The 13056-nt window shown below is 52.1% G+C and carries 10 protein-coding genes, 4 pseudogenes and 1 riboswitch; of the genes and pseudogenes, 4 read left to right on the plus strand and 10 right to left on the minus strand.

The annotated features are described in order from the left end of the window. Nucleotides 1-16: 16 nt before the first annotated feature. The 4 genes and pseudogenes from RHJ02_RS08420 to RHJ02_RS08435 all read right to left on the minus strand — a co-directional run. Nucleotides 17-523 (minus strand): GNAT family N-acetyltransferase, encoded by a 507-nt coding sequence (locus RHJ02_RS08420; protein WP_225901709.1) that lies wholly within the window; start codon nucleotides 521-523, stop codon nucleotides 17-19. Nucleotides 524-694: 171 nt separating this feature from the next. After that, the gene (locus tag RHJ02_RS08425) at nucleotides 695-1351 is read right to left on the minus strand and encodes an NAD(P)H-dependent oxidoreductase (RefSeq protein ID WP_206199791.1); all 657 of its coding nucleotides are present in this window, start codon (nucleotides 1349-1351) and stop codon (nucleotides 695-697) included. A 128-nt stretch (nucleotides 1352-1479) separates the two neighbouring features. After that, nucleotides 1480-1632, minus strand: a complete 153-nt coding sequence (locus RHJ02_RS08430) for a His/Gly/Thr/Pro-type tRNA ligase C-terminal domain-containing protein (protein WP_255521535.1) — start codon at nucleotides 1630-1632, stop codon at nucleotides 1480-1482. A 252-nt stretch (nucleotides 1633-1884) separates the two neighbouring features. Next, nucleotides 1885-2481: pseudogene (locus RHJ02_RS08435) on the minus strand (5-methyltetrahydropteroyltriglutamate--homocysteine S-methyltransferase); the annotation flags it as partial. A gap of 79 nt (nucleotides 2482-2560) precedes the next feature. On the opposite strand from RHJ02_RS08435, the pseudogene RHJ02_RS08440 reads away from it, so the two are divergent. Beyond that, a pseudogene (locus RHJ02_RS08440) lies at nucleotides 2561-3408 on the plus strand (IS630 family transposase). Nucleotides 3409-3435: 27 nt separating this feature from the next. On the opposite strand, the pseudogene metE reads toward RHJ02_RS08440, so the two are convergent. Beyond that, a pseudogene (gene metE / locus RHJ02_RS08445) lies at nucleotides 3436-5091 on the minus strand (5-methyltetrahydropteroyltriglutamate--homocysteine S-methyltransferase); the annotation flags it as partial. Between the two features lie 291 nt (nucleotides 5092-5382). Further along, nucleotides 5383-5528, minus strand: a riboswitch (cobalamin riboswitch). Between the two features lie 151 nt (nucleotides 5529-5679). Here metE and RHJ02_RS08450 point away from each other — a divergent pair. Then, nucleotides 5680-6129, plus strand: a complete 450-nt coding sequence (locus tag RHJ02_RS08450) for a SufE family protein (RefSeq protein ID WP_310800126.1) — start codon at nucleotides 5680-5682, stop codon at nucleotides 6127-6129. Nucleotides 6130-6309: 180 nt separating this feature from the next. Here RHJ02_RS08450 and thrS read toward each other — a convergent pair whose 3' ends face one another. Then, nucleotides 6310-8127 carry a threonine--tRNA ligase gene (gene thrS / locus RHJ02_RS08455; RefSeq protein ID WP_302676116.1) on the minus strand — a complete coding sequence of 606 codons (1818 nt, stop codon included), beginning with the start codon at nucleotides 8125-8127 and terminating at the stop codon, nucleotides 6310-6312. A 248-nt stretch (nucleotides 8128-8375) separates the two neighbouring features. Here thrS and RHJ02_RS08460 point away from each other — a divergent pair. Further along, a pseudogene (locus RHJ02_RS08460) lies at nucleotides 8376-8915 on the plus strand (response regulator); the annotation flags it as partial. A gap of 166 nt (nucleotides 8916-9081) precedes the next feature. Here RHJ02_RS08460 and recR read toward each other — a convergent pair. Continuing rightward, nucleotides 9082-9690, minus strand: coding sequence for a recombination mediator RecR (gene recR / locus RHJ02_RS08465; RefSeq protein WP_206199797.1), 609 nt, complete (start codon nucleotides 9688-9690; stop codon nucleotides 9082-9084). A gap of 7 nt (nucleotides 9691-9697) precedes the next feature. Continuing rightward, the gene (locus RHJ02_RS08470) at nucleotides 9698-11323 is read right to left on the minus strand and encodes a peptide chain release factor 3 (RefSeq protein WP_206199798.1); all 1626 of its coding nucleotides are present in this window, start codon (nucleotides 11321-11323) and stop codon (nucleotides 9698-9700) included. 44 nt (nucleotides 11324-11367) lie between these two features. Here RHJ02_RS08470 and galE point away from each other — a divergent pair, with 44 nt between their 5' ends. Next, nucleotides 11368-12420 carry a UDP-glucose 4-epimerase GalE gene (galE, locus tag RHJ02_RS08475; RefSeq protein WP_310800127.1) on the plus strand — a complete coding sequence of 351 codons (1053 nt, stop codon included), beginning with the start codon at nucleotides 11368-11370 and terminating at the stop codon, nucleotides 12418-12420. Between the two features lie 84 nt (nucleotides 12421-12504). Here galE and RHJ02_RS08480 read toward each other — a convergent pair whose 3' ends face one another. Together RHJ02_RS08480 and RHJ02_RS08485 are read right to left on the minus strand one after the other, a co-directional pair. After that, nucleotides 12505-12648, minus strand: coding sequence for a transposase (locus tag RHJ02_RS08480; RefSeq protein WP_310742907.1), 144 nt, complete (start codon nucleotides 12646-12648; stop codon nucleotides 12505-12507). 201 nt (nucleotides 12649-12849) lie between these two features. Further along, nucleotides 12850-13011, minus strand: coding sequence for an IS630 transposase-related protein (locus RHJ02_RS08485; RefSeq protein ID WP_310800128.1), 162 nt, complete (start codon nucleotides 13009-13011; stop codon nucleotides 12850-12852). Nucleotides 13012-13056 lie beyond the last annotated feature (45 nt).

Consider the following 13056-nt stretch of genomic DNA (forward strand, 5'->3'; position numbering starts at 1 on the left):
TCTAGATTTCCGCTTTCTAGCGGCGGCGGGGACGGCGATAGGTCAACCGCTCGGAGCGATCGCGCTCGTAGGCAATCAGCCGGCCATAGATTTCGTGCTTGGTTAAGTTTAACGAAAAAAAGACATGCCGCCGCGGATTGCCAAAGCCCTTACGGGTAAAGAACTTCACTGCGGGCGTGTTGGCCGGATCGGTATCCACCAGCATAAATCGCGCCCCCTCCTCAATCATGCGTTCAATGAGCTTATCTACGAGCTTGTCGGCAATCCCCCGCCGTTGATACTGCGGATGTACCCCCAGCCAGTTAATGTAGCCATAGACCCAAGGGGCTTTGCTAATAATTGTGCCTAAGATAAACCCTGCCACTTGCGAGTCAGCTTCGGCCACCAGACAGTATTCGGGATCGGTGTTGTAGAAACCAATAACCTCCCACTCATCCCAGATGCGATACAGCGAGGGATACAGATCACTGGTGAAGAGTTCCTCACCAAGGTGAAATACAGGGGCAATGTCGTCAATGCCCATCTCGCGAATAATAATGTTGGTGGGTTCAGAGCGCTCTTCTTCTTTGGCGGGAACGATTTCTAAATCAACTAAATTGTGGTCAATGGGATCATCGGTGTGCAAAGACATACAAACGTTTGTACCGAGCTATTTCTAGCTTAGCCTATGTCCAGCGGGGTCAATTCGTGAACCTTAGCGCACTTCCACAACTGCCTCTAGGGGATAGCGTACCTTGGGCAAAGTCGCATAGTTGTCATCGGCCGCTCGATAGCCCGCTGCACATAGAACGACGGCATGATAACCTTGGGCAGGTAGACCGAGAAGGCGATCATATTCTTGGGGCAAGAAACCCTCCATCGGGCAGGTGTCAATGCCCAGCAGCGCCGCCGTCAGCATAAACTGACCCAAAGCAATATAGACTTGGCGGGTTGACCATTCATCAACATTGAGGGGGTAGGGGGGTGACTGCAAAAAGCCCTTGACCAAGTCCCCATACTTTTGCAGATTTTCCACTGCGGTTTGGTGGACTTCCGCTTGCCGTGCAAGGTAGCGATCAACGTCCGTAGCATTGAGATTGGTTTTAATGGCAAATACCACTAAGTGGGAGGCATCCACCACCTGCCGTTGATTCCAAGTGTGGGGGAGCAGGGCTTGGCGTAGCGCAGGCGTCTCAATGACGTAAAACTTCCACGGTTGCAGGCCAAAGGAAGAAGGAGCCAGTACCAGACTTTGTAGAAGTGTTTGCCATAGATCCGCAGGAATTTTGCGATTGGGGTCAAATTTCTTCGTGGCGTAGCGCCATTGTAGTTGTTGCAAAACCGTTGTTGGTGAAATCGGTGTTTCAGTCATTCTGTTCCCTAGAGAATTGATTAGAGCGATTACCCGAAGGGTACGCTACGCGATCGCGAGAACCACTCGCCGCTCATTTTGACAAACTATTAAAGGTGAGGTCAACTGCCCTGTAGATCAATTGCCCACTATTGCCACTGAATATCGGCATCGATCGCAGTCATGGCAGAGGTGAGTTTTTCAACCAGTTCCTTAACAGGGAAAGCGCCGACATCTCCCGCTGCACGGGTGCGGATACTCACGGTCTCGCTTTCGACTTCCTTGGCACCCACAATGCCCATCACAGGAATTCTCTGGGTTTCAGCATTGCGGATTTGTTGACCTAGCGATCGCCCGTACGATCCACACTCACGCGGATATCCTATCAGCCGAGGATCAGGTGCCCCTACCAATCATGGAGCAGGTCTTTAGGCGAGGCAGCCTTCTTACAAGCATTGCGCCCCTAATCGCAGGAATGGAAACGCAGTTTTGAGTGGTGGAAAAATCCTGCGATTTTAAGGGGGCAACGGTGCGCTGGCAGCAACAACAGATCCTCAGCTGGTAAGACGAGCCCCTCGCAATTGCTGGGCGGCGGCCACCATGTTTTTCAGTGAGGGAATCACTTCCTCCCAGCGACGGGTTTTCAGACCGCAGTCTGGGTTAACCCAAATCTGGTCACTGGGTAGATGGGCGATCGCAGTCTCCAGCTGCTGAACCATCTGCTCAACAGTGGGAACTGCCGGACTATGAACATCATAAACACCATTGCCCACCTGCTGTTGATAGCCGGCATCAGTAATTTCAAACAGCGTTTCATTGTTACTGCGGCTATTTTCAATGGACAACACATCTGCATCTAGGCGCTCGATATGTTGAATAATGTCGCCAAACTCCGAATAGCACATGTGGGTATGAATTTGAGTTTCTGGCTTAGCCACACCAGCCGCCAACCGAAACGCATCGACGGCCCAAGCCAAGTACTCCTGCCAACGTTCCGGCTTGAGGGGTAATCCTTCCCGTAAAGCGGGTTCATCAATCTGGATAATCTTTGCCCCAGCAGCTTCTAAATCGGCCACTTCATCCCGTAGAGCCAAGGCAATCTGCATCGCCTGTTCGCTACGCGGAATATCGGTGCGGGTAAAAGACCAGTTATAGCTATTTCGAAAGGAGATGAGATATTTTCAAGAGGGATAGGCTATACTCAAAGAGTCATGAATGTTACTCAAGAATATGAGCTATAGCTTGGACTTACGAGAGCGGGTTGTCTCCTATATCAAGCAAGGTGGCAAAATCAGTGAAGCGACTCAAATTTTTCAGGTGAGCCGCGCCACTATCCATCGCTGGCTGAAGCGAGACGACTTAGCCCCCACAGTTGTCCCCCGTCGTCCTTGGAAGCTGGATTGGGCGGCCTTAGCAGCCGATGTTGCTGCCCATCCCGATGACCGTTTAATCGACCGTGCCCAGCGATTTGGCGTTCAAGTTTCCACCATTAGTTATGCCCTCGCCCAGATGGGCATCACCCGAAAAAAAAACAGATGCGTTACCAAGAACGGTGTGAAGAAGAGCGGCAAGCGTATCAACAACAGCTCGACACATGGGTAGAGAGCCATGGGGAGGAAACGGTAGTCTATATCGATGAGACGGGGTTTGACTCTCGAGTAGAGTGTGAGTATGGGTGGTCAGCACGAGGCGAACGAATTTATGGAGAGCGAGCGGGGAAGCGTCAGAAAAGAGAGAGTTTAGTCGCAGGACGGTATAGACACCAGAAAGACTTCATCGCCCCAATGCTGTTTTGCGGATACTTGAATGCGGTAGGGTTTGTGAGCTGGCTGAGTCAGTACTGTTTGCCGGCATTAAAGAGACCTTCGTTGTTGATTATGGATAATGCACCGATTCATCCGAAAGGGGCGATTCAGGAAGCGGTCAAAGCGGCGGGTCACGAGGTGTTATTTTTACCGAAATACTCTCCTGATTTGAATGTGATTGAGCACGACTTCAGTGCGTTGAAGCGAGCGCGGATGTATGCAGGGTCAAACAGTTCGATTGATGAGGTGATTCGCAAGTATTGTGCTGGATAATGTCTCATTCTTTATTGGAATAGCTATAATCATTGTTACCGGCCCCGTCAGCATACCCTTGACGATTTTTTGTGTCAACGATTGCGCCACCTTAAACTCTCGCACCGTCATTGGCTCGGTTCGCGCTACATCCCCATAAATAATGGGTGGACGCACACAGCGACTGCCATAGCTTTGCACCCAGCCGTGTTCAGTAAAGGCAAAACCAGTGAGCTTCTGGCCAAAGAATTCCACCATGTCGGTGCGTTCAAACTCACCATGCACCAATACATCTAGGCCAATTTCTTCCTGCAATCGAATGCATTTGGCAATTTCAGCATCAATTGCTGCTTGGTACTCAGCAAGGGTGATTTCTCCGCGCTTGAGCTTCACCCGCAATTGCCGCACTTCTGGGGTTTGCGGAAAAGAACCAATGGTAGTTGTCGGAAAGAGCGGTAAGGTGGGCTGCAGTTGGCGGCGTTGTTCATAGGGCATAGCCCGTTCCAGATCGTTGACGGTTAAATTGCGCAACCGCTGTTGTACCACTGGATTCACAGGGCTAAATTCCTTAAAGGCCTGCCACTGGGCTTCAATCTCTGCCAATTGGGGGTGCTGGGCAAGGGCTTTGGGACTCTCCTGCAGCGTCTGTGCCAATAGCACCACCTCATCCAACTTTTGTTCGGCAAAACTCAACACCCGCCGCAATGGCTCTGGTAACTTCACTTCTCGTGCTGCATCGTAGGGGACGAATTGTAAAGAGGCTGAGGGGTGCAACCGGATATTAGTTGTGATACCCTGAATCACTGCCAAGGTTGACACGACAGGTTCTGGGCAAATTTTCCAAATGTTTCGGGCATCCACAATACCCACTCCCAGCTGTTTATCCCTTGGGAAACCATACTGCTGCAATAATGCCAAGTTCTGCCCACGGGTAAAATCTAGACTAATGCCGGCTACGGGCAACGTCACCACCCAAGGATAGGCAGCGCCGAGATCATCAAAGTAGGTCACTAGGTAAATCGGCAAGCCAACTTGACAGAGCGCATCAAATGTTGATTCATACAATTCCCTGAAGTTGTTGGTGTCCCCAAAAACCAAGGCAGGTTCGTGGATTTGTACCTCAACCACCCCTAGGTTCTTCAATTCAGCCAACAGGATAAGATAGCGCTCCACTAGGCAAGACAACGCTTCCTCTAGATTCATCTGCAGCCGACTCAGCCGTAGCAGGGTTAAAGGCCCTAGCACCATGGGAACGGCGCGATCGCCCAAGACCCTTTGGGCGCGACCAATGATGCCCAGAAAATCACTAAAGTCCGCTGCCTGAAGAGGCTGACTCATTTCGGGAACCAAGTAGTGATAGTTGGTGTCAAACCATTTGGTCATCTCAAGAGCTGGAATCCTCTCTTTGCCACGAGCCATTGCAAAGTATTGCTCCAGCCCTGTAAAGGCTTGATACCGCTGTGGGATGAGGCCGAGGCGGACACTCCAGTCAAGGACGGGATCGTAAAAACTGGTATCGCCAACGCCAATGCGATCAATGCCAGCCTGCAGTTGCGTTTGCCAATTTGCCAATTCAATCTCTTGAACTGTTTGTAGCAAATTTTCTTGATTGTATTTGCCATTCCAAAAGGCTTCCAATGCCTTTTTCAGCTCACGATTTTTACCAATGCGGGGGTAGCCTAGCGTTGCAGTTTGAATGGTCATTGTTGCAGTACCCTGAGTTTTGACAGTTCTCTCAATAGACAAAGAAAGATAGCTGTTTTCAGCCCAACAAGCAGTACACTTCCAGCATCATCAGCAGAACCTAACGTGGGTCACTGCAAGAGCAACCCCTTGTCTAAGTGCTTGTAGGTGCTTGAAAATCTCCAAAATCACTTGTGCTACAGCAACGGCAGCAACGTTGCGAGAAAAGGGCGGTAGGGGGGTTCTTTACCTAGGCAAATTAATGAAAATTGAAGCATGAAGAACATCATCTGTACCTCGCAGATGTTGGCATAACGACATTCACAACTCGGCGGGCATTCTGACTGAGAGAGTAGTGCCTCTCATCACAGCTGCGGGACAGCGGCAGATTTGCACTGCACTTTCCCCCTTGCGTCTGATGGCTGATCCCCACCAGAACCGAGTGAGTACATTCAAGGCTAACACAAGTTATGAGTTAAGGGTAAGAGCACGGCGGTCTATTGGTATGAAAAGCTGCCCCTAGGTTGACTGCTGCCGTTATTGTGCAACTGCTGAGGCTAAAATGAGAAATAGTTATCATTTTTCTCAGCAGCGTTCTTCTAGGTAAATATGCCCTCCGCCTGCCAGCCTTTACCGGCTTCCCTCGATCGCATTGTTCAGCGGTTCCAACAGATATCAGATCCAAAGCGGCGCTATGAATACTTGCTGAGCTTTGCAAAGCGCCTGCCGCCATTTCCTGAGGAGCAGAAGGTTGCCGCCAACCGCGTACCTAGCTGTGTCTCCCAAGTGTACGTGACGGCCTCTTTAGAGCAGGGCAAGGTGATTTTTCAGGGGGATTCTGACGCTCAAGTGACGAAGGGATTAGTGGGGCTATTGGTTGAAGGGTTGAGTGGGTTGACACCTGCAGAAATCCTCCAGTTAAAACCTGACTTTATTCAGCAAACCGGACTGAATGTCAGCTTAACCCCCTCGCGAGCCAATGGCTTTTACAACATTTTTCGAACAATGCAACAGCAAGCCCTAGCCTATCACTTGGCTGAGACTTCGTGTCACACTTAAAAATCTCAGCTGATGGAACTACAGCAGCAAAAGCTGGGCTGGGTGCTAGAGAACACCCTTACGAAGGAGGATAATCCCTTAGTTGTAGGATGACGCAACAATCCCCGCAACGGGGACATTAAGCTTCGTTTGCGGATTTAACACTTCTGCTTATACTCCCTATTCGCCAGAAGGCTCGGCCTACTGCCACTGAATCTCGGCATCCATTGCATTCACTGCCGATGTCAGTTTCTCGATGAGTTGTTCAACAGACAAGGCGCCGACATCTCCCGCTGCACGGGTGCGGATACTCACGGTCTCGCTTTCGACTTCCTTGGCACCCACAATGCCCATCACAGGAATTTTCTGGGTTTCAGCATTGCGGATTTGTTTACCTAGGCGATCGCCCGTGCGATCCACACTCACGCGGATGCCCTGCTCTCGCAGTTGAGCGGCCACACGTTCGGCATAGGGGCGTTGCTCATCCCCCACGGGCAACAGGCGCACTTGCTCGGGTGCCAGCCAGAAGGGGAAATCCCCTGCGTACTCCTCAATGAGAATGCCAATGAGCCGCTCCAGCGAGCCAAAGGGGGCACGGTGAATCATCACCGGTCGGCGGCGGGTATTGTCCTCAGCAACGTATTCCAAATCAAAGCGCTCAGGCAAATTGTAGTCCACCTGAACCGTTCCCAACTGCCACTCGCGACCGAGGGCATCCTCAAAGATAAAGTCGAGCTTGGGGCCATAGAAGGCGGCCTCCCCAATCCCCAAGAAATGCTCCATGCCCAACTGTTCTACCGCTCGCTGAATTGCTGACTCCGCCTTTGACCAAGCCTCATCGGAGCCAATGTACTTGTCGGATTTGGGATCGCGGAAGCTCAGCCGTGCCTTGAATTTATTTAAACGCAGACAGCGAAAGACCGAGAGAATGAGATCAACCACATTCAAAAACTCGGCATCCAACTGCTCTGGCGTGACAAAAAGGTGGGAGTCATCAACGGTAAAGCCCCGCACCCGCGTCAAGCCCCCCAATTCCCCGGACTGCTCATAGCGATAAACCGTACCAAACTCCGCCAACCGTAGGGGCAAGTCACGGTAGGAGCGCAACTCACTTTTATAGATTTGAATGTGGAAGGGGCAGTTCATTGGCTTGAGGACAAAGCCCTGCTCGTTGGCTGCTGCCTCAGCATCTTCGGCCATCAGGGGAAACATATCCTCTTTGTACTTTTGCCAGTGGCCAGAGGTCTTAAATAGATCCACACGGGCAATGTGCGGACTCACCACCGGTAGATATCCCCGCTTCATTTGCTCTTTTTTGAGAAACTCCTCGAGGGTTGAGCGCAGAATCGTTCCCTTAGGAGTCCACAGGGGTAGCCCTGGTCCTACAGGATCAGCGAAAATAAAGAGACCCAGCTCTTTGCCCAGTTTGCGGTGGTCACGGCGCAGGGCTTCTTCTTTGCGGCGTTTATATTCCGCCAGTTGTTCTGGGGTTTCCCAAGCAGTACCGTAGATGCGCTGCAGTTGGGCTTTGGTTTCATCGCCGCGCCAGTAGGCACCGGCAACACTTTCAAGGGCGATCGCCTTGGGGTTAATCTCGCCCGTATTTTCAACGTGAGGTCCCGCACAGAGATCCCACCACTCATCCCCCAAGTGGTAAATCGTAATTGGCTCCTCGAGGTCTTGGAGAATTTCCAGCTTGTAGGGTTCCCCTAGCTCCCGGATGCGGCGCTCGGCCTCCTCACGGGTCACTTCCTCGCAGATCACCGGCAACTTGCGCTTAATGATCTTGACCATCTCCTTTTCAATGAGCTTCAAGTCTTTTTCGCTGAAGGGTTCGGGGTGGTCAAAATCGTAATAAAATCCACTCTCAGTCCAAGGACCAATTGTGACCTGCGCCTTGGGAAACAGCTTCTGGACTGCCATTGCCAAAATATGGGACGTGGTGTGGCGAATACGCTTGATCCGCTCCGATTCACTGGTTTTGGGAAGGTGGATAGGGGCAGCAGCAAACTCTGGCATAGGGGCTGATCTATTTAACAAATCTTTCATCCGGCTGAGACTTCTATTGTGACATTCTCCTGCCCTCAAGGGTGGGTCTTTGACCCCAAATTTTTGGGTTCAGGGACGCTTTGCCGCAGTGTAAGGCGAGTGGCCAACTCCAAAAGATAGGGCTATGCTAAGGTTGAAATCACGTAGTGGTCATGCCACTGCCGCCCTCTATTCACAATCTCTTGCTATAGGAATCTTGTATAGAATGGAGTGTTTCCGTGACTAGCCGCAAAGTCCTTGTCATTGATGACAGTAAAGTAATCCGGATGCGCGTCCGCGAGATGTTGCCAGAGGGCGACTACGAAATCCTTGAGGCCAAGGATGGCCGTGAAGGTCTGCAACTCATTGAGCAGTCTGAGCCGACGTTGATCATGCTGGATTTTCTGCTGCCGAAGGTGAGCGGCTGGGAAGTCTATCAAGAATTGGAGAAAAATGATCTCCTTGGCGCTATCCCCCTCGTAATTATGTCAGGGCGCAAGGAAGAGGTCACCGAAAAGCTCCAAGAACCCTTTGAGTGGTTTGAGTTCATTGAGAAGCCCTTTGAAAAAGAACAACTCGAAGCAGCAATTCAAGAGGCCTTTCGCAAAGCCCGTAAGCCCAGACCCGTCAAAGCAGCAGCTCCTGCGGAAGTAGCGGCTCCCGTCGCTGTGGATCTCACCCCCGTCTATGACAAACTGGCCGCCCTTGAAGGTGCCATTCAAGCTTTGCAGGCACAATCTGTCAAGGCAAATGACTTTGCTCAACTCCAAGCAACGGTTGCGCAACTGCAACAGCAACCAGCGGCAACAGGCAGTGGTGGGGATGACAATCGCCTCGCCGCTTTGGAAGCGGAAAACCAGCGGTTACACCACGAGGTCGAGCAACTGAAGCGAGCCATTCACCAAATTGTGACGGCATTGCGGCGATTGCAGGGGGGGCACTAAGCTACTGCCACTCAATTTCCCGGCGACCGGCAAGGGCACGGGCAAGGGTCATTTCATCGGCATAGTCGAGATCACCGCCCACCGGTAGGCCAAAGGCAATGCGAGTGACCTTCACAAAAGGCCGCAGCAGCTGCCCCACATAGAGAGTGGTCGTTTCCCCTTCAATACTGGGGTTGATGGCCAAGATCACCTCTTGCACCTGCGGTTGGCTGGCGCGCTGAATCAGAGGTTGAATGTGCAGGTGTTCGGGGGTGATGCCCTCTAGGGGCGAAATGAGTCCGCCCAAGACATGGTACTTGCCGTGGTACTCGCGGGTTTTTTCAATGGCAATGACATCGCGGGAATCAGCCACCACACAAAGGAGATGATTGTCTCGCTGGGGGGAGGCACAGATGTCACACACGGGTTCGGCAGAGAGGTGAAAACACACGGAACAAAGCCCCACCTGCTGTTTCGCTTCAAGGAGAGCTTGCGCCAAGGCTTGAATATCAGCCTCGGGACGTTTGATCAGGTGAAGGGCAAGACGTTGGGCGGTCTTGGGGCCAATGCCCGGCAGGCGTTGCAACTGCTCAATGAGACGAGCAAGGGGACGGGTATAGACACTACTCATGGGGCAGCTAGGCAGACACAACAGCGGCAAGGGGGGCGATCGCGCTCAGGCGCAGTTTGGGATGATCTGCCATTGTCTGTTGCAGATTCCACTCATTCTTAAAGAGCAGCACCGGCCGTCCCCAACTGTCTTTGACGGTGACAGCATTAAAGATGCGGCCAATGGCTGCAAGGGCTTCCCAACCATCCAGTACCCAGCGCGCAACGGTATAGGGGAGAGGGTCAAGACGAGTTTCCACACCGTATTCGTTTAATAGGCGAAACTGCACCACTTCAAATTGCAATTGGCCAACTGCCGCCAGAATCGGTTCTCGTTTCGATTCATCGGTAGAGTACATGATTTGCACGGCACCCTCTTCCCGTAGCTCATTCACCCCTTTTTGGAAGGATTTGAACTTGGAGGGGTTGGGGTTGCGCAGATAGGCAAAGAGTTCTGGGGAAAAACAGGGAATGCCTTCATATTCCAATTTGGGGCCGACATAGAGGGTGTCGCCAATGGCAAACATGCCTGGATTATTCAGGCCAATCACATCGCCCGCATAGGCCGTTTCAAGGGATTCGCGACCTTGGGCAAAGAGTTTTTGGGGACGAGAAAGGCGGATGGTTTTGCCGGTGCGAGCATGGTTGACGGTCATGTCCTTCTCAAATTTGCCGCTACAGACCCGCACAAAGGCGACGCGATCGCGATGTTTCGGATCCATATTGGCCTGCAGCTTAAACACAAAGCCAGTGAAATGCTCCTGCGTCGGATCAATCGCCCCGCGATCGCTCTTGTAGGCCATGGGTGGCAACGCATAGGTCAAAAAGTGCTCCAGAAACAGGCGCACGCCAAAGTTGGTCATGGCACTGCCAAAGAAGACGGGAGTCATTTTTCCCTGATGCACCAAATTGAGGTCGAGTTCAGCACCAACCCCATCTAGCAGTTCCAGTTCGTCCTTGAGTTGGTGATATTCCAAGCGATAGGGCTCAATGTAGGCGTCAATGGCCGGATCGCCAAGGGCAAGGATGGTTTCCGCCGCAGCACGACTACCGTGGGTCGTGCGCTCAAAAAAGTGAAAGTTGCGGCGCACGCGATCATAGACGCCGCGAAAGCGATCGCCCATCCCCAGCGGCCAGTTCACAGGATAGGGAATCAGCCCCAGCTCCTGTTCAATTTCATCAATCAGTTCAAGGGGTTCCCGCCCCGGCCGATCCAGCTTGTTGATGAATGTAAAAATCGGCAGACCCCGCAGTTGGCACACCTCAAAGAGCTTACGGGTTTGGGGTTCTAAACCCTTGGCCGCATCCACCAGCATCACGGCATTATCAGCCGCCGCAAGGGTGCGATAGGTATCTTCACTAAAGTCTTGGTGGCCGGGGGTATCCAAGAGGTTAATCTGATAGCCTTGGTACTCAAACTGCAAGACCGTCGAGGTAATCGAAATCCCCCGTTGTTGCTCCATTTCCATCCAGTCAGAGGTGGCTTGCCGCTGTGCCCGTCGTGCTTTGACGGCTCCCGCCTCGTGAATAGCCCCACCGTAAAGCAGTAACTTTTCCGTCAGCGTCGTTTTCCCGGCATCCGGGTGAGAGATAATGGCGAAATTACGACGTCGTTTCACCTCTTGGGTGATTTCATGGTGTAAGTCACTGGTCATGGCAGAATTTGTAGCAGCTTTCCTAGTGTAACAGATGGACTTTAATGACAATTAATAATGGTAATAATTCGCCGCTAATTCTGGTCACCGGGGGCGCGGGCTATATTGGCAGCCATACCGTTTTGGCACTGCAGCAAGCCGGCTTTCAGGTTCTGATTTTAGATAGCCTTGAGCGAGGGCACCGCGATTTAGTCGAGTCTGTTCTTAAAACAGAACTCATTGTGGGTCATATTGGCGATCGCTCCCTCTTAGATTGGATTTTTCAAACCTATCCCGTGACGGCAGTAATGCACTTTGCTGCCTATATTGAAGTGGGCGAGTCTGTCCGCTCCCCCGATCGCTTTTATCAAAATAATGTTTATGGTGCCCTGACCCTCTTACAGGCCATGGTCGCCGCCGAGGTGCCTTACTTTGTTTTTTCCTCCACAGCCGCCGTCTATGGCTTGCCCTCAGAGGTGCCGATTCGCGAAACCTGTCCCTGTGCTCCCATTAACCCCTACGGGCGCTCCAAGTGGATGGTGGAGCAAATTGCTGCCGATATGGGCAGGGCCTACGGCCTCAAGTCGGTAATTTTCCGCTATTTCAATGCCGCAGGCGCCGATCCCGACTCCCGCTTAGGGGAAGATCACCATCCAGAAACCCACTTGATTCCCCTAGTGTTGCAGGCGGCGATGGGACGACGCCCCCACATCTGCATTTATGGCACAGATTACCCTACTCCCGATGGCACCTGCATTCGCGACTACATCCATGTCGTGGACCTAGCCCAAGCCCATGTGCTGGGATTAAAGTACCTCCTGAGTGGCGGCGACTCGCAAATTTTTAACTTGGGGAATGGCCAAGGCTTTTCGGTGCGGCAAATTATTGAAGCCGCTCAGAGGGTCACAGGTTGTTCGATTCCAGTCGTTGAGGGCGATCGCCGAGCAGGAGACGCCGCAATCCTCGTTGCCAATAGCGATCGCGCCCGTCAGATTTTAGGTTGGCAGCCGCAGTACCCTGACATCGAGCAAATCATTGATCACGCTTGGCGATGGCACCAATACCGCCACGGATCAGGCACGATTGTAGCAATATATAGTTATTCCAATCAAGAATGAGACATTATCCAGCACAATACTTGCGAATCACCTTATCCATAGAACGGTTTGACCCTGCATACCTCCGCGCTCGCTTCAGCCCACTCACTTCAGCCCACTAAAGTCATGCTCAACCACATTCAAATCAGGAGAGGATTTCGGTAAAAATAACACCGCGTGACCCGCCGCTTTTACCACTGCCTGCATCCCCCCTTGGGGATGAATCGGTTGAATTGGTGCATTGTCCATAATCAACAGCAATGGTCTCTCTAACGCCGGCAAACAGTACTCACTCAGTCAGCTCACAAACCCTCACCCATTCAAATACCCGCAAAACAGCATTGGGGCGATAAAGTCTTTCTGGTGTCTATACCGTCTTGCCACTAAACGCTCTACTTTTCTGACACTTCCCAACTCTCCATCAATCCGTTAGCCTCGCGCTGACCGCCCCTACTCACAGGACACCTGAGAGTCAAACGCTGTCTCATCAATGGGATGGGCAGCAACATCCGCTGCCAAGGCTGCCCAATCTAGCTTCCAAGGACGACGGGGGACAACTGTGGCGGCTAAGTCGTCTCGCTTCAGCCAGCGATGGATAGTGGCGCAGCTCACTGATTGCCAGACCAAGCAATTCCGACACAGCCTGAAATATAGGGG

The sequence above is a fragment of the Thermosynechococcus sp. TG215 genome (genome assembly GCF_031583455.1).
In the GTDB taxonomy this organism is placed as follows: Bacteria; Cyanobacteriota; Cyanobacteriia; order Thermosynechococcales; family Thermosynechococcaceae; genus Thermosynechococcus.

Bases quoted from the DNA above. Each gene is read 5' to 3' on its own strand.
- RHJ02_RS08430 (WP_255521535.1), bottom strand. From the start codon at position 1,632: ATGGGCATTGTGGGTGCCAAGGAAGTCGAAAGCGAGACCGTGAGTATC.
- RHJ02_RS08450 (WP_310800126.1), top strand. From the start codon at position 5,680: ATGCCCTCCGCCTGCCAGCCTTTACCGGCTTCCCTCGATCGCATTGTT.
- RHJ02_RS08480 (WP_310742907.1), bottom strand. From the start codon at position 12,648: ATGGACAATGCACCAATTCAACCGATTCATCCCCAAGGGGGGATGCAG.
- RHJ02_RS08425 (WP_206199791.1), bottom strand. From the start codon at position 1,351: ATGACTGAAACACCGATTTCACCAACAACGGTTTTGCAACAACTACAA.
- RHJ02_RS08420 (WP_225901709.1), bottom strand. From the start codon at position 523: ATGGGCATTGACGACATTGCCCCTGTATTTCACCTTGGTGAGGAACTC.
- thrS (WP_302676116.1), bottom strand. From the start codon at position 8,127: ATGCCAGAGTTTGCTGCTGCCCCTATCCACCTTCCCAAAACCAGTGAA.
- recR (WP_206199797.1), bottom strand. From the start codon at position 9,690: ATGAGTAGTGTCTATACCCGTCCCCTTGCTCGTCTCATTGAGCAGTTG.
- RHJ02_RS08470 (WP_206199798.1), bottom strand. From the start codon at position 11,323: ATGACCAGTGACTTACACCATGAAATCACCCAAGAGGTGAAACGACGT.
- galE (WP_310800127.1), top strand. From the start codon at position 11,368: ATGACAATTAATAATGGTAATAATTCGCCGCTAATTCTGGTCACCGGG.